Source organism: Pseudomonas sp. PME37.24/025, assembly GCF_055556615.1.
The window spans coordinates 281,086-302,180 of record NZ_JBVHNK010000011.1; the positions used below are offsets into that span (position 1 = coordinate 281,086).

At 57.9% G+C, this 21,095-nt stretch carries 25 protein-coding genes; 10 read left to right on the forward strand and 15 right to left on the reverse strand.

Annotated elements, in window-relative coordinates:
- Window positions 1–147 precede the first annotated feature (147 nt).
- Window positions 148–1,206 (reverse strand): PA0069 family radical SAM protein, encoded by a 1,059-nt coding sequence (locus ACZ3HH_RS21215; protein ID WP_465807381.1) that lies wholly within the window; start codon window positions 1,204–1,206, stop codon window positions 148–150.
- A gap of 230 nt (window positions 1,207–1,436) precedes the next feature.
- Here ACZ3HH_RS21215 and ACZ3HH_RS21220 point away from each other — a divergent pair, with 230 nt between their 5' ends.
- The gene (locus tag ACZ3HH_RS21220; protein WP_465807383.1) at window positions 1,437–1,742 is read left to right on the forward strand and encodes a hypothetical protein; all 306 of its coding nucleotides are present in this window, start codon (window positions 1,437–1,439) and stop codon (window positions 1,740–1,742) included.
- 298 nt (window positions 1,743–2,040) lie between these two features.
- Window positions 2,041–2,688: a dual specificity protein phosphatase family protein gene (locus ACZ3HH_RS21225; RefSeq protein ID WP_465807385.1), complete on the forward strand. Its 648-nt coding sequence runs from the start codon at window positions 2,041–2,043 to the stop codon at window positions 2,686–2,688.
- A 46-nt stretch (window positions 2,689–2,734) separates the two neighbouring features.
- Here ACZ3HH_RS21225 and ACZ3HH_RS21230 read toward each other — a convergent pair whose 3' ends face one another.
- Together ACZ3HH_RS21230 and prlC are read right to left on the reverse strand one after the other, a co-directional pair.
- A complete protein-coding gene (locus ACZ3HH_RS21230; protein WP_008152496.1) occupies window positions 2,735–3,022 on the reverse strand; it encodes a YheV family putative zinc ribbon protein in 288 nt (95 codons plus the stop codon).
- Window positions 3,019–5,070, reverse strand: a complete 2,052-nt coding sequence (gene prlC / locus ACZ3HH_RS21235) for an oligopeptidase A (RefSeq protein ID WP_465807388.1) — start codon at window positions 5,068–5,070, stop codon at window positions 3,019–3,021. Before prlC ends, ACZ3HH_RS21230 begins: the two co-directional genes overlap by 4 nt.
- Before the next feature lie 101 nt (window positions 5,071–5,171).
- Between prlC and ACZ3HH_RS21240 the strand changes: the two genes are divergently transcribed.
- The gene (locus ACZ3HH_RS21240) at window positions 5,172–5,717 is read left to right on the forward strand and encodes a gamma carbonic anhydrase family protein (protein WP_465807390.1); all 546 of its coding nucleotides are present in this window, start codon (window positions 5,172–5,174) and stop codon (window positions 5,715–5,717) included.
- Between the two features lie 45 nt (window positions 5,718–5,762).
- Complete coding sequence (locus tag ACZ3HH_RS21245; protein WP_465807392.1) at window positions 5,763–6,413, forward strand: HAD family hydrolase; 651 nt, start codon at window positions 5,763–5,765, stop codon at window positions 6,411–6,413.
- Between the two features lie 113 nt (window positions 6,414–6,526).
- Here the strand turns inward: ACZ3HH_RS21245 and ACZ3HH_RS21250 are convergent, their stop codons facing one another.
- The gene (locus ACZ3HH_RS21250) at window positions 6,527–7,618 is read right to left on the reverse strand and encodes an aminopeptidase (RefSeq protein WP_465807394.1); all 1,092 of its coding nucleotides are present in this window, start codon (window positions 7,616–7,618) and stop codon (window positions 6,527–6,529) included.
- Between the two features lie 59 nt (window positions 7,619–7,677).
- On the opposite strand from ACZ3HH_RS21250, the gene ACZ3HH_RS21255 reads away from it, so the two are divergent.
- A complete protein-coding gene (locus ACZ3HH_RS21255) occupies window positions 7,678–8,094 on the forward strand; it encodes a PA0061/PA0062 family lipoprotein (protein ID WP_008008024.1) in 417 nt (138 codons plus the stop codon).
- 40 nt (window positions 8,095–8,134) lie between these two features.
- On the forward strand, window positions 8,135–8,554 hold the full coding sequence (locus ACZ3HH_RS21260) for a PA0061/PA0062 family lipoprotein (RefSeq protein ID WP_123720043.1): 420 nt from the start codon (window positions 8,135–8,137) through the stop codon (window positions 8,552–8,554).
- Between the two features lie 6 nt (window positions 8,555–8,560).
- Here the strand turns inward: ACZ3HH_RS21260 and ACZ3HH_RS21265 are convergent, their stop codons facing one another.
- Window positions 8,561–8,794 (reverse strand): DUF1161 domain-containing protein, encoded by a 234-nt coding sequence (locus ACZ3HH_RS21265; protein WP_048397315.1) that lies wholly within the window; start codon window positions 8,792–8,794, stop codon window positions 8,561–8,563.
- Window positions 8,795–8,960: 166 nt separating this feature from the next.
- Window positions 8,961–9,392: an OsmC family protein gene (locus ACZ3HH_RS21270; RefSeq protein ID WP_465807397.1), complete on the reverse strand. Its 432-nt coding sequence runs from the start codon at window positions 9,390–9,392 to the stop codon at window positions 8,961–8,963.
- A gap of 237 nt (window positions 9,393–9,629) precedes the next feature.
- Here ACZ3HH_RS21270 and ACZ3HH_RS21275 point away from each other — a divergent pair, with 237 nt between their 5' ends.
- A complete protein-coding gene (locus tag ACZ3HH_RS21275; protein WP_095055383.1) occupies window positions 9,630–10,631 on the forward strand; it encodes an LLM class flavin-dependent oxidoreductase in 1,002 nt (333 codons plus the stop codon).
- Between the two features lie 64 nt (window positions 10,632–10,695).
- On the opposite strand, the gene ACZ3HH_RS21280 is transcribed toward ACZ3HH_RS21275, so the two are convergent.
- Window positions 10,696–10,920 carry a DUF1161 domain-containing protein gene (locus ACZ3HH_RS21280; protein ID WP_465807399.1) on the reverse strand — a complete coding sequence of 75 codons (225 nt, stop codon included), beginning with the start codon at window positions 10,918–10,920 and terminating at the stop codon, window positions 10,696–10,698.
- A gap of 130 nt (window positions 10,921–11,050) precedes the next feature.
- Complete coding sequence (locus ACZ3HH_RS21285; protein WP_007902773.1) at window positions 11,051–11,266, reverse strand: dodecin; 216 nt, start codon at window positions 11,264–11,266, stop codon at window positions 11,051–11,053.
- Between the two features lie 153 nt (window positions 11,267–11,419).
- On the opposite strand from ACZ3HH_RS21285, the gene ACZ3HH_RS21290 reads away from it, so the two are divergent.
- On the forward strand, window positions 11,420–11,746 hold the full coding sequence (locus ACZ3HH_RS21290) for an ElaB/YgaM/YqjD family protein (RefSeq protein ID WP_465807402.1): 327 nt from the start codon (window positions 11,420–11,422) through the stop codon (window positions 11,744–11,746).
- Here ACZ3HH_RS21290 and ACZ3HH_RS21295 read toward each other — a convergent pair.
- Complete coding sequence (locus tag ACZ3HH_RS21295) at window positions 11,743–12,636, reverse strand: LysR family transcriptional regulator (RefSeq protein ID WP_465807404.1); 894 nt, start codon at window positions 12,634–12,636, stop codon at window positions 11,743–11,745. The genes ACZ3HH_RS21290 and ACZ3HH_RS21295 overlap by 4 nt on opposite strands.
- A gap of 112 nt (window positions 12,637–12,748) precedes the next feature.
- Between ACZ3HH_RS21295 and trpB the strand changes: the two genes are divergently transcribed.
- On the forward strand, window positions 12,749–13,987 hold the full coding sequence (gene trpB / locus ACZ3HH_RS21300) for a tryptophan synthase subunit beta (RefSeq protein ID WP_465807405.1): 1,239 nt from the start codon (window positions 12,749–12,751) through the stop codon (window positions 13,985–13,987).
- Complete coding sequence (gene trpA / locus ACZ3HH_RS21305) at window positions 13,984–14,796, forward strand: tryptophan synthase subunit alpha (protein WP_201061002.1); 813 nt, start codon at window positions 13,984–13,986, stop codon at window positions 14,794–14,796. Before trpB ends, trpA begins: the two co-directional genes overlap by 4 nt.
- Window positions 14,797–15,128: 332 nt before the next feature.
- Here trpA and ACZ3HH_RS21310 read toward each other — a convergent pair whose 3' ends face one another.
- The 6 genes from ACZ3HH_RS21310 to ACZ3HH_RS21335 all read right to left on the reverse strand — a co-directional run bounded on the left by ACZ3HH_RS21310 (window position 15,129) and on the right by ACZ3HH_RS21335 (window position 20,941).
- Entirely contained in the window at window positions 15,129–17,090 is a 1,962-nt protein-coding gene (locus ACZ3HH_RS21310; RefSeq protein ID WP_465807408.1) for a DUF7844 domain-containing protein, read from the reverse strand.
- The gene (locus ACZ3HH_RS21315) at window positions 17,087–17,407 is read right to left on the reverse strand and encodes a DUF2388 domain-containing protein (protein WP_123720035.1); all 321 of its coding nucleotides are present in this window, start codon (window positions 17,405–17,407) and stop codon (window positions 17,087–17,089) included. Before ACZ3HH_RS21315 ends, ACZ3HH_RS21310 begins: the two co-directional genes overlap by 4 nt.
- Window positions 17,408–17,435: 28 nt before the next feature.
- Entirely contained in the window at window positions 17,436–17,753 is a 318-nt protein-coding gene (locus ACZ3HH_RS21320; protein ID WP_030129622.1) for a DUF2388 domain-containing protein, read from the reverse strand.
- 237 nt (window positions 17,754–17,990) lie between these two features.
- Window positions 17,991–18,308: a DUF2388 domain-containing protein gene (locus ACZ3HH_RS21325; protein ID WP_007902756.1), complete on the reverse strand. Its 318-nt coding sequence runs from the start codon at window positions 18,306–18,308 to the stop codon at window positions 17,991–17,993.
- Between the two features lie 604 nt (window positions 18,309–18,912).
- The gene (locus ACZ3HH_RS21330) at window positions 18,913–19,128 is read right to left on the reverse strand and encodes a DUF1127 domain-containing protein (RefSeq protein ID WP_030129620.1); all 216 of its coding nucleotides are present in this window, start codon (window positions 19,126–19,128) and stop codon (window positions 18,913–18,915) included.
- Window positions 19,129–19,447: 319 nt separating this feature from the next.
- Window positions 19,448–20,941 carry an acetyl-CoA hydrolase/transferase family protein gene (locus tag ACZ3HH_RS21335; protein ID WP_465807412.1) on the reverse strand — a complete coding sequence of 498 codons (1,494 nt, stop codon included), beginning with the start codon at window positions 20,939–20,941 and terminating at the stop codon, window positions 19,448–19,450.
- Window positions 20,942–21,095 lie beyond the last annotated feature (154 nt).

Below are 21,095 nucleotides of genomic sequence, written 5' to 3' on the forward strand. Positions count from 1 at the left end.
GTCAGTCACTCGATGAACAAGGTAGCGGTTGAAACTTAACTCAAACTGAATAAAACGCTCTAGAACGAGTGTTCCAGGTCACCAAAGACGTGACCAGCCTAAACGCGGCGTATCGTTTTCTCTACTCAACCATAGGGCCAATTGCCCTTAAATCAACGACATTTGGCGACCCGGCGGACAAAAGGCTTCGCAATCCAGATTGAAACCTTCCCGACGATTGAGCCCCAGGCGCTTGATGGTTTTGGCGAAGCGCTGCGCCAACAGATCCGCAAACGGTCCTTCACCGCGCATTCTGGCACCGAACCGGCTGTCGTAGAGCTCACCACCACGGCTTTGGCGGATCAGGCTCAACACATGAGCTGCGCGCTGAGGATAGTGGGCAGCCAGCCACTCTTCGAACAGTGGCGCCACTTCCAGCGGCAGGCGCAACATCATGTAGGCCGCGCTTTGCGCGCCGGCCGCATGAGCTTCGGTCAGCAGGCTTTCGAGTTCGCTGTCGTTGATCATTGGAATCATCGGGGAGCACAAAACGCCCACCGGAATCCCGGCCTCATGCATCACCCGGATGGCCCGCAGTCGTGCCTTGGGTGCCGCGGCGCGAGGTTCGAGAATGCGTTTGAGTTCATCATCCAGCGTGGTCAGGCTGATCATCACCGCCACCAGCCTTTGTTCGGCGAGTTCGGCCAACAAGTCCAGATCGCGAAGAATCAGCGAGCCCTTGGTGATGATGGTCACCGGATGGCGGTAACGCAGCAGCACTTCAAGAGTCTTGCGGGTGATTCTGTGTTCACGTTCGATGGGCTGATAGGGATCGGTATTGGAACCCAGATTGATCGGCGCGCATTGATAGCCGCGCTTGGACAGTTGTTCTTCCAGCACATCGGCGGCGTTGGTTTTGGCGATCAGTTTGGTTTCGAAATCCAGCCCCGGTGACATATCCCAATAGGCGTGGCTGGGCCGTGCGTAGCAATAGATGCAGCCGTGCTCACAGCCGCGATAGGGATTGATCGAACGATCGAATGGCAGGTCTGGCGAGTGATTGCGGGTGATGATGGTTTTCGCCGTCTCAATGCGCACCTCGGTGCCTTGGGTGATCGGCGCTTCCTGATACCAGCCGTCATCCTCGGCCACTGAACAGTTAGGCGCGAAGCGGTTGTGCGGGTTGGTGGCGGTACCGCGGCCGCGGGGTGGCAGAGGCGTATTCATCGACAAAAGTCCAATGGCTGTATGTGCATACAGTATCCGAAGGTCAGGTGACAGACTAGTGCCGTTCGGCAGCTTCATACCTTAGATAACCAAATTAACTAACAAGATGAATTGTGCCTCCGCAGCAGTCATCGCGAGTAACAGATATAAAGTGGTGCGCTTACAATAAATGTCATTACTATCCATTCCACACGAAGTTGTCGTGGATCAATAATTAGAAGGATCTAATCATGTCGCTTTTTAATCAGCGCGGTATTTTTTTACAACTGCTGGCGCCCAATATCACCAGCCCCCATGAAGCCCAGGTATCGATGCAACTTGCACGTAAAGAGTTGGAGTGGGATGCGGTAAATAAGGTGGAGACCACAGCACTGGTCGACTCCGTCTATGTGACAGCGGTTTCCAGCGATGCTGGCCGGTCCTTCACGATCAAGACCATCAACAGCGATGTGGACGGCGACGGCGATATTGATAATGATGACAGGGCCAAACTTCTGGCTTTGGCCAAGGCTTATTCCAGCATTGTAAATCCCTGAAATTTATAGTTGTTGTCAAGCCTGCATGAGTGTACGTGCAGGTTTGCTTTATCTCCCTTTACTGATTCAGTCCCGTGTCGGAGTTAGTCTCGAAACTAATGCATCACTGAAAGTCAGAGTTTTTCTGTATATAACGTCAATCAGCGAAGTCGGTACTTTGACTGCAACACCCTGGATGACCCTCTGTGTCGGAAATCAGCTATTTATTCACGATTCTTTGACAGTGGCCTCACAGGCCTTTGACTGCCCCAGGTTCAGGATGTCGGTTACTTCTCCACACTTTACGGTCAACCTGAGCATGCCCCTACTGCGCCTTTTACCCGCGATGCTCTTTTTGTCGCTGGCCGCATTTTTCAACCTGACGCTGGCCTACGCTGACGACTCGGCTTTACCTCGGCCCTCGGAGTGGGCTCAACCGGTAGAGGCCAAATACAACCTTTTTAAAATGTCCCCGACGCTGTATCGCAGTGCATTGCCCGACCGCACAGCGGTACCGTTGCTGGAGAAACTCAAGGTCGGCACTGTCATCAATTTCCTGCCCGAGTCGGACTCGACCTGGTTGTCCACACCCGGAATCACCCGGATACAGTTGCCTTACCGCACCAATCACGTGGATGACAGTGATGTGATCAAGGCTCTTCGCACGATTCAGACCGCCGAAGCCAAAGGCCCGGTACTGATGCACTGCAAGCATGGTTCTGATCGCACTGGCCTGATGGCTGCGATGTACCGAGTGGTCGTGCAGGGCTGGAGCAAGGAAGATGCCTTGAATGAAATGACCCAAGGCGGCTTTGGTGACAGCACTCATTTCAAGGATGGTGTGCGTTACATGATGCAGGCCGATGTCGACAAACTTCGTACGGCACTGGCCAATGGTGATTGCAGCACGAGCCCATTTGCCAGTTGCTCGATGAAGAACTGGTTCAAATCGGCCCATGTCGAGTAAGTAATACCTCCCACTGCATGGCGCAGTGGAAGGTTGTTTCCAGCACTTAGTGTTGCTCGTCTGGCTTCTTCTTCAACTTCGGGTTCGGAAAAAACTGCACGGCCTGGACCTTGGCGTCCGGCACCTTGAGTGCCGAAGTATTGACCCGCGTGCCCAATTCCTTGGGCACGGACAGACCTTGTTCATTCAGCGTATCCGAATAACCGCAGGCCACGCACTCGCGGTGCGGGACTTCGTCTTCGTTCCACATCATCAACTTGTCCGGCTCGCTGCAGGCCGGGCAGACTGCCCCGGCGATAAAGCGTTTTTTGGTAATCACAGGTCCCTCACTCATGCTGCCGCGTCCTCACTCAGGCCGCTGTGGCGCAAGAGTGCGTCAATCGATGGCGCACGGCCACGGAAGTCGACGAACAGCACCATTGGTTCCTGGGAGCCGCCCCGCGCCAGGATCGCTTCACGGAAGGCGCGACCGGTCTCGGCATTGAGTACGCCGTCTTCTTCGAATTTCGAGAAGGCATCGGCCGACAATACTTCAGCCCACTTATAGCTGTAGTAACCCGCCGCGTAACCGCCGGCAAAGATGTGAGCGAAGCTGTTGGGGAAACGGTTGTAGGCCGGCGGACGCATGACCGAGACCTCATCGCGCACGCCTTCGAGCACTTGCAGCACACTGCGACCGTCGCCGTGGGTGGCGTGCAATTCGAAGTCGAACAGCGAGAACTCCAGTTGGCGGACCATCATCAGGCCGGACTGGAAGTTCTTCGCCGCGAGCATTTTCTCCAGCAAGTCCTGAGGCAGTGGTTCGCCGGTTTCATAGTGACCGGAAATCAGCGCCAGGCCTTCTGGCTCCCAGCACCAGTTTTCCATGAACTGGCTTGGCAGCTCGACCGCATCCCAGGCCACGCCATTGATGCCGGACACGCCAGCATGCTCGACGCGGGTCAGCAGGTGATGCAGGCCGTGACCGAATTCGTGGAACAGCGTAGTCACTTCATCGTGGGTCAGCAGGGCCGGCTTACCGCTGTCGGCCGGGGTGAAATTGCACACCAGGTTCGCCACCGGGCTTTGCAGCACGCCGTTGATTGTGCGGCGATGATCGCGAGCGCCGTCCATCCAGGCCCCGCCGCGCTTGTTGGCGCGGGCATACAGGTCGAAGAAGAATCGGCCGACGTGCTGGCCGTTTTCCTTGATTTCGAACAGGCGAACGTCCGGATGCCAGGTGTCGAAGCCTTTCAGCTCGGCGATCTCGATGCCGTACAGGCGCTGGACGATGCTGAACAAACCTCCCAGAACCTTGTCGATCGGGAAGTATGCGCGAAGGGTTTCCTGGGCGACGCTGTAGCGCTGTTCGCGAAGTTTTTCCCCGTAGAAACCGCTGTCCCAGCTTTGCAGGTCCGGGCAACCTTGTTCGGCGGCGTAGGCCTTGAGCTGTTGCAGATCCTGGGCGGCGAACGGCTTGCTGCGTTTGGCCAGGTCGCGTAGGAAACTCAGTACCTGATCGTTGGACTCGGCCATTTTGGTGGCCAGGCTCAGCGCCGAGAAACTGGTGAAGCCCAACAATTTTGCCAGCTCCTGGCGCAGGTCGAGGATTTCTTCCATGACCGGGCCGTTGTCATTCTGACCGGCATTCGGGCCTTGGTCCGACGCACGGGTGCAGTAGGCGGCGTAGACTTCTTCGCGCAGGGCGCGGTCCTGGGCGTAGGTCATCACCGCGTAGTAACTCGGGAATTCCAGGGTGATCAACCAGCCATCCAGCTCTTTGGCTTGTGCGGCGGCGGCCATTTGCGCCTTGGCCGACTCGGTCAGGCCGGCGAGGGCGGCTTCGTCGGTGACGTGCTTGGTCCAGGCCTGGGTGGCGTCGAGCAACTGATTGGAGAAGCGGCTGCCCAGCTCCGACAGTTTGCTCTGCACGTCGGCGTAACGCTTTTGCTCAGGCGCAGGCAGGTCGATACCCGACAGACGGAAGTCACGCAGGGCGTGTTCCAGAATCGTTTTTTGCGCCACGTCGAACCCGGCGGCCTCAGGGCTATTGGCCAGCGCTTCATAGGCCTGAAACAGTTCACGGTTCTGGCCCAGCTCGGTGGCGTAGGCGCTCAAGGCCGGCAGGCAGGACTCGTAGGCTTCGCGCAACTCGGCGCTGTTGCACACGGCATTGAGGTGGCTGACCGGGCTCCAGGCGGCGCCCAGACGATCGTTGAGCTCATCCATCGCCAGCACCAGGCCGGCCCAGGTCGGTTGTGTGCCTTGGGTTTGGAGGATATCGACGATGGCGGCGCGGTTGTCAGCCAGGATCTTTTCAATGGCCGGTTGCACGTGTTCGGCACGGATCGCCGAGAACGGCGGCAGGTCGTAGGACTGCAGAAGAGGGTTGTTCACGCTCACGGTTGGCACCTTGGCTGGAAAACATGCGGGAAGAAACATGGCCCCATCTTAATTACAATCGACGCTCACCGCAGCTATCAGCAAAAGAGAGAGAGCCTATCGTGACCCTTCGCAAGTATCAGAACCACACGCCGCTGCTGGGCAAAGGCGCCTTTGTCGACGGCTCGGCGGTGGTGATCGGCGACGTCGAAATCGGCGAAGACAGCTCCGTCTGGCCGCTGACAGTGATCCGCGGCGACATGCATCGCATCCGAATCGGTGCACGCACCAGCGTGCAGGACGGCTGCGTGTTGCACATTACCCACGCCGGGCCATTCAACCCCGATGGCTTCCCGCTGCTGATCGGTGACGATGTGACCATCGCGCATAAAGTCATGCTTCATGGTTGCGACGTGGGCAACCGGATTCTGATCGGCATGGGCAGCATCGTCATGGACGGTGCGGTGGTCGAGGACGATGTGATCATCGGCGCTGGCAGCCTGGTACCCCCGGGCAAGCGCCTGGAAAGCGGGTTCCTCTACGTCGGTAGCCCGGTGAAACAGATCCGGCCGCTGACTGACAAGGAAAAAGCCTTTTTCACCTACAGCGCGGCGAACTACGTGAAGCTCAAGGATCTGCATCTGGCCGAAGGCTACGACCAGCTCTAAGCCTCTTGATAATGGAAAGTGTCTCGCTATTGCCCAGGAATTTTCATGCATTACCAAACCGTACTGTTCGACCTCGATGGCACGCTGACCGACCCGCGCGAAGGCATCACCCGCTCCATCCAGTTCGCCCTGAGCAAATTGGGCATCGATGAACCGGACCTGACCAGGCTCGAGCACTTCATCGGCCCGCCGTTGTTGCAGGCGTTCATGCAGTTCTACGACTTCGACGAGCCCAAGGCCTGGGAAGCGGTGAACTTCTATCGCGAGCGTTTCAAGGTCACCGGGCTGTATGAGAACCGGGTGTTCGATGGCGTCATGCCGATGCTGGAAACCCTCGGTGGGCAAGGGCGACAGCTATACATCGCGACTTCCAAGCCATGGATTTTCGCCCGGGAAATCGCCCAGCACTTCGACTTCGCCAAGCATTTCAAAGTGATTTACGGCAGTGAACTGGATGGCACGCGGACCAACAAGGTCGAGCTGATTGCGCACTTGATGAGCGAAGAAGGCCTGGACCCGGCCAATACCCTGATGATTGGCGACCGTAAACACGATCTGATCGGCGCTCGCAGCAATGGACTGGACGCGGCGGCGGTGGGCTATGGGTTTGGCAGCCGGGAAGAGCTGAGCGCCGAAGCACCGGCGTATCACTTCGAGACGCTGGATGAACTGCATCAGGCGTTTTTGCAGCGCTGATCAATGCGCCTTCGCGGGCAAGCCCGCTCCCACAGGGGATTTGTACTTTGCCAAAGGGCTTTGGCATATACCGATCTAATGTGGGAGCGAGGCTTGCCCGCGAAGAGGCCCGTTCAGCCGCCGGGGCTCTTTGATCCCGCCAACACGTTCAACGCTGCCTTACGCTCCCCAAGCGGCATTGCGCCCAATTTCTCCACCGCCGCATAAAACCTCACCCAATCCCCATCGACCTGCCCGAACAACGCGGCAAACGCCGGTACCCATTGGTCATACAAACCAAACGGGAGCAGTCGGGCATTGTTCATCGGGGTGTTGATCCAGGTATCGTAGCGTTTGTTCCCGGCCCATTGGCTGTCGCGTAGCGTCCGGTATTCACGGTGCAACTGTTCGAACTCTGCGGCTTTGCGCTCGCGCATTTGCTCGGCAGGCAGTGGCAGGGCGTAAAGTCGTTCCAGCCTCTTGCGGGCGTCCAGAATCAATTGGATGAACTGGTCGCGTTGCTGCTCCAAAGCTCCGTTGTCCGGTGGCATGCCTCGGAATGCGCGCCATTGCCGAGTGCCTTCCTGCTCGACGAAGGTGGCGAAGGACTCGTTGAACTCGGTGTCGTCTTTCACATAAAAACGTTGATGGGCAAGCTCATGGAAAATCAGCGTAGCCAGCCGTTCGTCGCCCCAACCCATCATTGAGCTCATGATCGGGTCGTTGAACCAACCGAGCGTCGAATAGGCCTCGACGCCGCCAATCGACACGTCCATACCTTGCAAGCGTTGCAACGCGGCCTCACCGCGGGCAGCACTCTGGCTGTAATACCCGCGATAGGCGACGCAGCCAGCGACGGGGAAGCAATGGTTTTGCGGCTTCAGCGAAAACTCCGGCGTGACAAAGACGTTCCAGACTACAAACGGTCGGCCGATGTCGGCGTACAGGCGGTAGCTCTGGTTGTCCGGCAGGTGCAGATATTGGCTGGCGAATGCCCGGGCCTTTTGTGATTGCGCCAGATGCGCGCGCAATTGCTGATCGCGGCCGGAATCGGCAATCACACTGGAAACCGGCTCCCGTGCCCGCAGCAAGTGCAGCTGACCACTGGCCAGTTGGCCGTAATAGCTGATGCTGGTGCAGCCGTTCAATAACAAAAGAAACATCCCCGGAAACAAAATGCGTAAAACGCGATCAAGTAACCCAAGGCTTGGACGCGGCCTGATCAAAATAAAAACATCCCTGGAAAGTCTGCCCGCAAGACTATCCCGCCTATTGGAGCTCCGCTATGCGTAAGTTGATGCTGACGGGAGGCCTGCTGATGCTGGCCGGTTGTGCTGGACTGCCCACCCCTGATCCGTCGCAGGCATGGATCGATCTGGATTCACGGCAGGAAGACACCGCGCTGCAAGCGGTGGAAGTCGATGACAAGGCTTCCATCGATAAGCGCTACTTCGAGGTGCAGCCGGGTAGCCATGAGCTGACGGTTCGCTACTTGTTCGCAGTCCAGCCGACCAACATTGGCCCCGACGCCGAGCCGCTGTGGCGCGACTGCCAGTTGAATGTGAAATTCAAGGACTTCAACGCCGGTCAGCGGTATCAGCTGCAAGCGGGATATATCGGCTTTCGGCCGTGGGCGAAGCTCTATGATCAACAGCGAAAAGTGATTGGGCAGGGCACACCGGCAGGCTGCCAACGTACTTGATCGACGCTATGCTGAATTATCAGTCCTTGGGAAATTCATCATGCGCAGGTTGTTGCTGTTGCTCGCTGCAGGCGCCTTTGTCGGTTGCACGAGTCCGTTGCCGGCGGTCGATCCGCAGATGGCCTGGGTCGACTTCGCTACGCCGAGCCCTGGCGGGAAACTGCTGATGGCCGAACGGCTGGACAACCAGCGGCTGAGCGACGGGCGTTACTTCCAGGTCACCCCGGGAAGCCATGAGCTAAGAGTACGTTTCGATTTTGAAGTGTTTGGCGGCGGCTCGGGCTTGATGAATGCTCCGCTGGAGCGGCTGTGCTATCTGACCATCAACTACGACCATTTCGAAGCCGGCCAGCGTTACCTGCTGGAAGCGCGTTCTATAGCGTTCACCCCCAGCGCCCGGCTGTATAACGCCAAGCGGGAGATTGTCGCCGAGGATCGACTGACCAACTGCGTCATGTGAGACGAATCAGCGATCATTTTTTTGGTAGATGATTTTTTTGGTGCCACCTTCGCATGAGCCGACCACCATGTTCTGATCGTGAACTTCGTCGTTGGTGACGATTTCCAGAGTGTAGGACGAGACGTTATTGGCCTGGATCTTGGCTTCGATCTCGGCCTTGAGTTCCTCACAGGATTTCGGTGCCGCGAGGGCCGATGTGGCCAGCGTGCAACAGATAACCGCCAAGGCAAAACGTTTCATGGTTGAAGCTCCCTTAAGGCAGCGCGCATGGTGATGCGCTGAAGCTGCTGTCATTTATTCGACCACAGTTTTGTCTGTCAGGTTATGTTTCAGGGCAAAAAAAGACCGCAACCTGCGGAAGGGAGCCCGCGAAGGCTGCGATCTTTTATCAGCTATCAACCCTTTATCAGCTGACCAGCGTCGCATCCAGGCTGATTTTCGCATTCAGCACTTTGGACACCGGGCAGCCTTCTTTGGCTTTGTTGCTCAGCTCCTCGAATTGCGCCTGGGTCGCCCCGGGGATTTTCGCCTTGAGAATCAGTTTTACCGCTGTGATTGCGAAGCCACCGTCTACCTGGTCCAGAGTAACTTCGGCAGTGGTGTCGATGCTGTCGGCTTTGAGGCCGGCATCGCCGAGAATCATTGAAAACGCCATGGAGAAACAGCCCGCGTGAGCCGCGCCGATCAGCTCTTCCGGATTGGTGCCTTTGCCCCCTTCGAAACGGGCCTTGAAGCCGTAGGGCGCGTCTCTGAGGACACCGGTTTCCGTGGAAATCGAGCCGATACCGGTTTTCAGATCACCTTCCCAATGAGCCGATGCTTTCTTTGTGATAGCCATGTCTGCCTCCTCAAGATCCGGCGCGAAACGTCGCGCCTTCGTGGTTTTCGGTTACCAGGGTTCTGAGGATAGACCGTCAGGCAAAGTTCACCTCATCTGATCGGTCCTCTAATCGCGTAGGATTTTTGTCTCTCCTATTGAAACTCGGGTATATGCCCTCATTGCATAGAGCACGCTTATAGATTCGGCAGGTTTCGTTCGTGAAAAAACCTGCTTACCCATTGGAGAAGCAGATTCATGAAACGATTGTCTGATATCAAGTTTTCGACCCTCGATCTGGTGCCCGTGCGGGAGAACGGCAGTGCGGCCCAGTCCCTGCACAACTCCCTGGACCTGGCGCAGCACGTCGAAAAATTCGGCTACAACCGCTTTTGGGTCGCCGAGCACCACAACATGGACGGGATCGCCAGTTCGGCGACCTCGGTCCTGCTGGGTTATTTGGCTGGCGGCACTTCGACCATTCGTGTCGGTTCGGGTGGCGTGATGTTGCCCAATCACGCGCCGCTGGTAATCGCCGAGCAGTTCGGCACCCTTGAAAGTCTGTATCCGGGTCGGATCGACCTGGGCCTGGGTCGCGCGCCCGGCTCCGATCAGATGACCGCCCGCGCCTTGCGTCGTGAGCGCTCCGGCAGCGCCGACGACTTCCCGGAAGACGTGGCCGAACTGATGCGTTACCTCGGCCCACGCACGCCAGACCAGCGGATCATTGCCATGCCGGGTACCGGCACTAATGTCCCGATCTGGTTATTGGGTTCGAGCCTGTTCAGTGCACAGCTGGCTGGTGAGCGCGGTTTGCCCTACGCCTTCGCCTCACATTTCGCACCGCGCTTCATGCATGAGGCGATTCGCGTTTACCGCAACCACTTCAAGCCTTCAGCGGTTTTGGATAAGCCTTACGTGATGCTCGGCGTGCCATTGGTGGCTGCAGACACTGATGAGCAGGCCGATTACCTGGCCACTTCGGTCTACCAGCGGATTCTCGCGTTGATGCGTGGCCAGAGCCTGGTACAACGCCCGCCAGTGAAGACCATGGACGGCCTGTGGCTGCCCCATGAGAAAGAAGCGGTCGGTGATTTCCTTGGCCTTGCGATGGTCGGCAGCCCGCAGAAAATCCGCGCCAAGCTGGAAGTGCTGATCGAACAGACTCAGGCCGATGAGCTGATTTTCACCTGTGACCTGTACGAACATGCCGATCGCCTGCACTCCTATGAGTTGCTGGCACAGGTCATGAAGGGCTGAGGCGCAAACCGCACCCACAAAAAAGCCGACGTCATTACGTCGGCTTTTTCATTTTCAAGGGAAGTCAGCCCTGCTTGTAGACGATTTGCCTGGAGCCTTTTTCACAGGTGCCGACGACTTTTCCGTCAGCAGCAGCGCCTTTGTCGATGATCTCCAGTGTGTAATTGGAAATACCCTTGGCATCCAGTTTCGCTGCGATTTCGGCTTTCAGCTCGTCGCACGACTTGCCCTGGGCAAAGGCTGTTCCCGCAAGGCTCAACAAACCTACTGCCAAAATAAACTTCTTCATCGGTTGCACTCCTTGGTCGGAACAATAGGGTGAGGACATCCAGCCATCGGCCGGAGGCGCTCGCCACGTAGCGCTTTGCCAATCCCTATGGCAGTCGGCCGGCGCGCAAGTTCAGAAGGCTAGCTTAAGCTCAGCTACTGGCAATCCGGAATCCGACTTTGAGCGTCACCTGGAAGTGTGCAGCTTTCCCGTCCTTGATGTGCCCACGGGTTTCGGTCACTTCAAACCATTCCATGTACTTGAGGCTTTTGTTGGCTTCGGCCAGGGCATTGTTGATGGCGTCTTCAATGCTGGTGGTGGATGAGCCAACCAGCTCGACTTTCTTGTAGGTGTGATGGTCAGTCATGGCGTTCTCCTTAGGGTGTGAAATACAGCCTAGCAGTGATTTTTTGTATTTCTTCCTTGACTGATCCGCAGGGATGTTCAGATTTACTGCACTTTCTCGCACCCCTGAAGTCCCAACCAACACACGCAACTCAAACAATGCAGGAGAGCCACCATGGCCAATACCTCGTTACGCAACGCCTCATTGCAAAGCATGGAAGCCGAGATCGAGAGTCTGCTGAAATCGTTGGAAAGCCTGAAGGACGACGCCTCGGACGAGTCGCGTAAAACCCTTAAAACGCTGAAAATCAACGCCGAAAACGCGCTGAAACATTCGCGTCATTTGCTCTCCGATGCCTATGAAGAGGTCAAGGTCAAAACCCGTGAAACCGGGATCGCGACACGTGACTACGCCCAGGAACACCCTTGGACTACCGCCGGTGTCGCCGTTGGTGCATTGGGCCTGCTCGCGGCCTACCTGCTGTGCAGACGCGGTAATTAAGGTGCCTGGCGCAGTTCGTTTTTAAGCCATTGCGCCAATTGCCGAGCGCGCCCGTCCGCGGCGCGCTTGGGTAGCCACAACGCCAGTTGCGCCGGGGTTTCACAGAAACCCCATGGCGCAACCAGGCGACCGGCTTTCAAATCCTCGGCCACCAACGGCTCAGGAGCGATGGCCACACCCAGCCCGGCCACTGCCGCTTCCAGCAAGTAATACAAATGCTCAAAGCCCTGACCGTACTTCAGCGCCTTGGTGTCGAGGCCGCTTTGCTGTGCCCAGCTCGGCCAGGCTTGCGGGCGTGAGGTGGTGTGCAGCAAGGGTTCGGTCAACAGTGCGTTTGCCGGTGCATTCTGCAGCCTTTCGTAGCCGACGAATCGCGGGCTCATGACCGGGCCGATCCGTTCGCTCGCCAACTCATAGACCTGCATGTCCGCCGGCCAGGGCGGCTCGGCAAATACCAACAAGGCATCCAGGCCGGGTCGCCGTGGATCAAGATCGCCTTCGCCAGCCGACAGATGCAAACGCAGATCCGGCAGGTCCGCATTGAGCCGCCCCAAACGCGGAATGAACCAGCGCGCCAGCAGGCTGCCCGAGCAGCCGAGCACGAACGGCGCATCGGCGGTGCTTTGGGTCAGTTCGGCGCAAACGCTGCGCAATCGCTCGAAGGCTTCACCGCTGACATCGCGCAAACGGACACCGGAATCTGTGAGTTTCAGGCCGCGTCCATCCTTGATGAACAGACTCACGCCGAGGTGTTCTTCCAACACCTTGAGTTGTCGGCTGACCGCACCATGAGTGACGTGCAGCTGTTCGGCGGCCTGACTGACGCTGTTCAGGCGGGCAGTGGCCTCGAAGGCGCGAAGGGCGTTCAGCGGAGGAAGGTCATGGCTCATGGTATCTGTGAGTTTTCCTGACAGGTTGTGGCGATCTTATCGGTTTTCAGTACGGGATGTCAGGGGTAGAGTGAACCCCATCGTCACCTCTCGAATACAACTGGAGCGACCCATGACCCAGACTAATCTGCGCAACGGCCCCGACGCCAACGGCCTGTTTGGCGCGTTCGGTGGCCGTTACGTCGCCGAAACCCTGATGCCGTTGATCCTCGATCTGGCCCGCGAATACGAAGCGGCCAAGGAGGATCCGGCGTTCAAAGAAGAATTGGCCTACTTTCAGCGTGATTACGTCGGACGTCCAAGCCCACTGTATTTCGCCGAGCGTCTGACAGAGTTCTGCGGCGGCGCGAAGATTTACCTCAAGCGCGAAGAGCTGAACCACACCGGCGCACACAAGATCAACAACTGCATCGGCCAGATCCTGCTGGCGCGGCGCATGGGCAAGAAACGCATCATCGCTGAGACCGGCGCTGGCATGCACGGCGTGGCGACCGCCACCGTGGCGGCGCGTTTCGGCCTCGATTGCGTGATCTACATGGGCACCACCGACATCGAACGTCAGCAAGCCAACGTGTTTCGCATGAAGCTGCTGGGCGCCGAAGTGATCCCGGTGGTCGCTGGCACCGGCACCCTCAAAGATGCGATGAACGAAGCCCTGCGTGACTGGGTGACCAACGTCGACAGCACCTTCTACCTGATCGGCACCGTGGCCGGTCCACACCCGTACCCTGCCATGGTTCGCGACTTCCAGGCTGTGATCGGCAAGGAAACCCGCGAGCAGTTGCAAGCTCAGGAAGGCCGTCTGCCCGACAGCCTGGTGGCATGCATCGGTGGTGGTTCCAACGCCATGGGCCTGTTCCACCCGTTCCTCGATGACAAGAGTGTCGAGATTATCGGCGTTGAAGCCGCCGGTTACGGCATCGAAACCGGCAAGCACGCGGCCAGCCTGAACGGCGGCGTACCGGGTGTTCTGCACGGCAACCGTACTTTCCTGTTGCAGGACGACGACGGCCAGATCATCGACGCTCATTCGATTTCCGCCGGCCTCGACTATCCGGGCATCGGCCCGGAACACGCCTGGTTGCATGACATCGGTCGCGTCCAGTACACCTCGGTGACCGACGATGAAGCCCTCGACGCGTTCCACAAATGCTGTCGTCTGGAAGGGATTATTCCTGCACTGGAAAGCGCTCATGCCTTGGCTGAAGTGTTCAAACGCGCACCAACGCTGCCGAAAGATCACCTGATGGTGGTCAACTTGTCCGGCCGTGGCGACAAAGACATGCAGACCGTGATGCACCACATGGAACACTCTCAACAAGAGCAATCCAAGCAGGAGAAACACGGATGAGCCGCCTGCAAACGCGTTTTGCCGAACTCAAGGAACAGAACCGCGCCGCCCTGGTGACCTTCGTGACCGCTGGCGACCCAAGCTACGACACGTCTCTGGCGATCCTCAAAGGCTTGCCGGGAGCAGGTGCCGACGTGATCGAGTTGGGCATGCCTTTCACCGATCCAATGGCCGATGGCCCGGCGATTCAACTGGCCAACATTCGTGCCTTGGGCGCCAAACAGAACCTGGCGAAAACCCTGCAAATGGTTCGCGAGTTCCGCGAAGGCAATAACGAGACGCCGCTGGTGCTGATGGGTTATTTCAACCCGATTCATATGTATGGCGTGCCGCGTTTCATCGCTGAAGCCAAAGAGGCCGGCGTCGATGGCTTGATCGTGGTCGACATGCCGCCCGAGCATAACGGCGAGCTGTGCGACCCGGCACAGGCGGCGGGCCTGGACTTCATCCGTCTGACCACTCCGACGACTGATGACGTGCGCTTGCCGACGGTATTGAACGGCAGTTCCGGATTTGTTTACTACGTGTCGGTGGCGGGTGTGACCGGTGCGGGCGCGGCGACTCTGGAACATGTCGAAGAAGCCGTCACCCGTCTGCGTCGCCATACCGATCTGCCGATCAGCATCGGTTTTGGTATCCGCACACCGGAGCAAGCGGCATCCATCGCGCGTCTGGCCGACGGTGTGGTGGTGGGGTCGGCACTGATCGATCACATTGCCAATGCCTCGACGCCGGATCAGGCTGTGGAGGGCGTACTCAGCCTGTGCGCAGCCTTGTCTGACGGCGTACGTAAAGCGCGGGTCAGCTGAAGGTAAAGTGCCTGATACAGAGGAATTAGGGCCTCGCGGCACAGACTAAACAGCAAGACCGAGGGCTTCAGGACTACGTTCTGAAGCCCTTTTTGCTGTATGGCTGTGAGGAAAGACCTGATGAAAATGCCGAAACGTCTGATTGCCAGCCTGGGCGTGCTATTGACCCACAGCTAAGCAATCAGACGACCCACTGTGGCGAGGGAGCTTGCTCCCGCTGGGGCGCGAAGCGGCCCCAAAATCGACCAGGCACCCTATCGCGCCGGCTCCGCCGTCGAACGGGAGCAAGCTCTCTCGCCACAGAGGATTTTGCTCTCTCGGGGTCTTATGTTTCAGGGCAACTCCAACCCACCCGCAGCCTTGTGCAGCTTCCGCAAATGTTCGCCAACCTGCTTCAGGTTGGCTTCGTTGGCGGCCATCTCGGCGGCTCGACTCGGTTCGAGCAACGCTCTCACTTCCTTGTCGAGATCCCCGGTCAGCGCTTGCAGCTGCTTCTGGCGCAGGTTGCTTTCCGACTCCAGGCGCGTCCACTCGTTTGGTTGCGGCAAACCATAACCACCGGTGCCGAGCAATTCGGCCGGACGGCTGAGGAAGCCGCTGTTGGCGAGAATCTCCTGCAAGGTCGCATTGGCCTTATCCATGCCGCCATCCTTCAATTCCCGAGCGCCCAGGTAACGTTGCTTCACTTCGTCCTGGGCCAACACCATCTGCTGACGAAAACTGGCCTGCTCCAGCAGCAGCAATGCGGCGCTGGTGCGTAAGTCAGCCTGATCAATCCATTTGCGGCGTTCCTCAGCTTTCAAGGACAGCCAGTCCTCGACCTTGTCCTGCTTGATCGGCAAATGCTTCTTCAGCACTTCGAACATCGCTTGATAACGCTCGCGGAAGGAGTCGAAGCGATAGCCCAGGCGCAGTGCTTCGCGGGGATCGTCCAGCACGCTGGTGTCCGCCAGTCCGCGGCCCTTGAGCACTTCCAGCAAACCGTTGGGCATGATGCTGTCGAGGCCAACCAGTTGCGCATTGTTGGTGCTGCTGCGCAGTAATTTCAGGCCTTCTACCGCGCAGTTGTTGGACAGGAAAAAATAGTTGCCGTCGTAACTCCAGTGCATCTCCGCAGCGTGTTCCACCACGTCTTCGATCTCGCTGTGCGACAGGTTCAGCGGCACCGATGCCAGGCTGCGCAGTTCGGTCTTGGTGTATTCGTCGATCACCTGGGCCAGCGGCAAGACAAACAGGCGCGATGGGTATTTACCCACCAGTCCATCCCAGCTCGACAGTTGTAAGTCACCGACGAAGGCGCGGTAGGACAACACCAGATGCTGATCCAGATCCAGTCGACAATCCGGCCCACGCGGCCGACCCGGTGCACAGATCACCAATCGCAGCATGCTGTGGCCCCAGCGGCTGACCCAATTCTGGTTGGCTTCTGCCAGTAGATAGTCAACAGCGTAAACCCGCTCCGGATCGACCTGGCCCAGGGGCTGCTTGGCGAAGTCGTTACCCGCATTGAGGAAGGCGAATGATTGGGCGCATGTGTCTTTGGCGGCGGGCGCCCAACCGAAATGTTCTTTGTAATAGCGATACAGCGCAGGGCGACGGCAGGCATAGCTTGGGTCGAGGAGGAAATACTCCATATTGACCGCGACGAACTCCTTCGGGCTGCTCGTCTCGTAGATGTCCGGGCTGCGGGCAATCTGCCGGTTGTGTTGTTCGCGCTCGCCGCGTCGACCGACGTATTGCGGCCAGCCGGCCAAATCCAGCAGACGAGGGTCATCGCTGAGGGTCCAGCGTCGCTCCGTCTGCCCACGGCATTGATCGGGGATGCCGATCAGCCCGGAGCTGCTGTTACGTTGCATGCAACGCTGGATCAGTGTGCGCTCGGCAGCTGGCCATAGGCGCGCACGGTCATAAATATGGGTGAGTTCGTGCAACACCGTGGCGAGCATTTCCCGGCGCACGGTACCGTGGGGACGGTAAGTTTTTTGGGTCGCGGCGCTGCCGTTGGTGAGGCTGGCGAGCAGATTGCGATTCAGGTCCAGCTCGGACACCAGCGATGCCTGACCGTAAGCATCGCTCGGCATGTCGTCGGTCCAGCCAACATCAATGCGCTGGTCCAGTTGCTCGATGAAGCGCGGCGGTAACGCCTGTATGGCCTCATCAAGCAGCGCCTGACTGGCCTGCTGTTGCGCGGGGGTCAGACCGTCGGTCTTGAGCCGTAGTTGCAGGCCGGCCTGAGCCGTATTGCCGAGTAGCAATACAACCCCGGCCAACAGCCAGGCGCCTAATGACTTCACAGTGCGAGGATAGCTTCGGCGAGAACCTGATCACTGGCGTCGCGGGCTTCCGGTACGCGGGTGCGCAAGGTGTCGAAGGCCGCTTCCAGGTGCGCGCCGCGGATTTCACCGTCGCTGGCGACGAAACTGGCCGCATCGTCGTGGGCTTCACGGACAATCTTCGAATCACGGATGGACGTGGTGGTATCGGACGTGAAATCAAGTGTGCGCTGGGTGGCGTTGATGAGGATGTTACTGGTGGCTACCAGGGTGTGCGCCTGGGCCACGTCGGCCAACAACAGCAGGCCAAGGGTGGCAGCAATCAGCGGGCTACGCATGGAACGACTCCGGAGGAACAAGGGATAACTATTGGACGAGAATTGCCTCTGCCAGTTCAAGGTCGCTGGCATGAAGTTTTGGCTGGGTCCGGCGCAGGTAAATCAAGGCGGACTCCAGTTGCGATCCTCGCAGTTGACCGTCACTGGCAATGAACGCGGCAGCGTCATCCCGGGCGGCGATCAGCAGTTTATGGTCGAAGGGTGCGGAGGTCACCATGCTGGAGGCATAACCACTGGCCACGGTGCCTTGCGTAGAGAGGTTGAAAGCGTCGAAGGCATGGGCCGAACCCGACCAGCAAGCCGCAAGAAAAACCGCAGTGATCGACAGATTGGAAAGAAAACGCATGAGACTCTATAGCTGAAAGCGAGTCCCAAGGCTAGCGCAATGCCCGGGCTAGAGCCAGTGCCGAAACATTGGGACACCTGTGGGAGCGGGCTTGCTCGCGAAAGCGGTGTGTCAGGCGACATCAATGTTGGATGTGCTGACGCCTTCGCGAGCAAGTTGGATCGCCGCACCGCCGCTCCCACATGGATTGCGTTTAACTGACCAGCGTTAGGGCGTGTCCCGCGTCAGAGCTGTCGCTTAGATCGTCAGGATGGCCTGGGCCAGCTGTGCGTCAGTCGCATTCAGTTGTGGAGTCTGTTGGCGGATGTGGTCGAGCGCGCTTTCCAGTTTCACACCACGAATGGCGCCTTCACTGGCGACGAAGCTGGCAGCATCGTCACGAGCAGCACGGACGATTTTGTCGTCGCGAAAGGAAGACGAGACATCCGACGTTGCGTCAGAGGACGCCTTCAGTCCGCCAACAATGGAATCGGTGGTCACGATAAAACTGGTGGCGTGGGAATTGGCAGCAACGGCAAGCAGGGCGGCAGCGCTGAGCAGACGTAGACGGGACATGGGGTAGCTCCTTTGGATAGACCGATTTAGAGGTGGCTCAGGATCAGACGCCTGTCGTAAAGCGTTCGCCACGTTCTATCTGGATATTAGGCCTGTGCACCTCGGTTAGAACAGTCCCGTCTGTTAATGGAGAAAGCTAGCGCCAGAACGGTTTGTCCACTTCGTTGAGGCGGTCGGCATGCTGATGCCCAGATCTGAGAGCTGTTGATCATTGAGTTGGCCCAGTAACCGTCGGGTGCGAGCCCTTCCCAGGCTGTCGGTGAGCGCTCTCAGTAATCCTCGAAGTCTGACCAAGCAGGGCTTCGCTTGCGGTGTGACGATGGAAACATTTAGTAAGTTATTTATGGGCGCGGTCCTTTTGCCAACTTGTCGGGATTCATGGTGACACCCTTACGCCTGCGGGCACAGACACACTCCAATGAAACTGTACTGGTTAAATTTGTATAAATTGCAAACTGTACATATTGGCAGCTATCTCTTCTGTACGGCCCAATATGAAAGCTCTAAAACGACAAAGCCCGTCGTGGTTTCCCACGACGGGCTTTGTTTGTTCAATTCGGGGTGCTGGCGGTGGATCCGGAGGATCAGAGCCAGCGACGCTAACTTAGCGCCAGAACGGCTTGCTCAGCTCTTCGTAGCGTTGTGCTTCGCTAATCCCGGCGTCAGCCAGCAGACGCGAGTCCAGACGAGCCAGTTGATGGCGGCTGGTGATACGGCGCTGCCACAGCATCAGGTTGGCGATAACGCGCAGAGGCATGGAAGCCTGGGTTTTTGCAGCAGTATCTTCGAAGAACAGTTCGGAACTGAGTGTACGTTCCATGGTTGACATCCTTCCGCTTATGGCGGGATTAGGTAGTGGTTTAACTGATGCCAATGATCCTCTCGTTTGGCCAGTCTCTGTAGATACAGTTCACCTGTATTGTGAGAGACCAGTTAACTGTTAAAAGGCAGTGTACTGGTCTAAATTGAGGCAACTGTACCTGTCTGCACTAATACAGTGCGTTTTTGCTCAATTCAGCGCAAAAGGTAGGAAAATACCGTAGGAAAAGACCGGTACAGCAGTACAGTTTTTGACGGTGTTGAGTGTTATCACCGCGAGCTGACGAAACTGTGTTTGCGTCAGCTGCAATCTGTATCAATTACACCGCCAGCATGCGCCCGGTTTCTTCCAGGTTTATGTGCCAACTCAGGGCATCGCGAAGGATGTGCGGGGTATGCCCGCCGACTGCGCAAGCGGCAGTGAAGTAGTTATTCAAGGCTGCTCGATAGTCCGGGTGAACGCAGTTGTCGATGATGACCCGGGCGCGCTCACGCGGGGCCAGGCCGCGCAAGTCGGCCAGGCCTATCTCGGTCACGAGAATGTCGACGTCATGTTCTGTGTGGTCGACGTGGCTGACCATGGGCACCACGCTGGAAATCGCGCCACCCTTGGCAATCGACTTGGTGACAAAGATCGCCAGGTGCGCATTGCGCGCGAAATCGCCGGAGCCACCGATGCCATTCATCATCCGCGTGCCGCAGACATGGGTGGAGTTGACGTTGCCATACAGGTCGAATTCCAGCGCGGTGTTGATACCGATGATACCCAGGCGTCGCACCACTTCGGGATGGTTCGAGATTTCCTGGGGGCGCAGTACCAGCTTGTCCTTATAGTGCTCCAGGTTCCCGAATACATCGGCATTGCGCCGACTGGACAGGGTGATCGAGCTGCCCGAAGCAAAGCTCAGCTTGCCGGCGTCGATCAGATCGAAGGTCGAATCCTGCAGCACTTCGGAGTACATGGTCAGGTCTTCGAACGGCGAGTCAATCAAGCCGCACATCACCGAATTGGCGATGGTGCCGATACCGGCTTGCAGCGGGCCGAGCTTGTTGGTCATGCGCCCGGCAGCCACTTCTTGTTTGAAGAAATCGATCAGGTGATCAGCGATGGCCTGAGTGTCACTGTCCGGCGGCAAGACAGTGGACGGCGAGTCAGACTGATTAGTGATCACGATCGCGACGATTTTTTCTGGCGGTATCGGGATGGCGGTGCTGCCGATGCGGTCGTCTACCTTCACCAGCGGAATAGGCGTGCGGGTCGGCCGATAGGTCGGGATATAGATGTCGTGCAGACCTTCGAGATTCGGGTTGTGAGCCAGGTTGATCTCGACGATCACGTGTTTGGCGAAAATCGCGAAACTGGCCGAGTTGCCTACCGAGGTGGTCGGCACGATATGGCCCTGCTCGGTGATTGCCACGGCTTCGATCACTGCGATGTCCGGTAGCTTGAGTTGTTGGTTACGCAGTAGCTCTACGGTTTCCGACAGGTGCTGGTCGATGAACATGACTTCGCCGGCATTGATCGCCTTGCGCAGGGTGCTGTCCACCTGGAACGGCATACGTCGCGACAGTACACCGGCTTCAGTCAGTTGTTTGTCGAGGTCGTTGCCCAGGCTGGCACCGGTCATCAGGGTGATTTTCAGCGGTGCGACCTTGGCACGCTCGGCCAGGGCATGTGGCACGGCCTTGGCTTCGCCGGCGCGGGTAAAGCCGCTCATGCCGACAGTCATGCCGTCCTGAATCAGAGCGGCAGCGTCGGAGGCGCTCATTACCTTGTCCAACAATGAAGGCAGGCGAATACGGTCACGGTACATAATTGTTTTCTCGGGGCAGCGGAAGCAAGGTACGCAGTCTAGTGAATTTGATCAGTGCCCGTCCCGCTACCAAGGTCGCATTCGAGACGTCTATTCTGGGTCTTTCAGACAAAACACCGTTACAGGATCGGTAACAGCCACAAACAAAAACGCC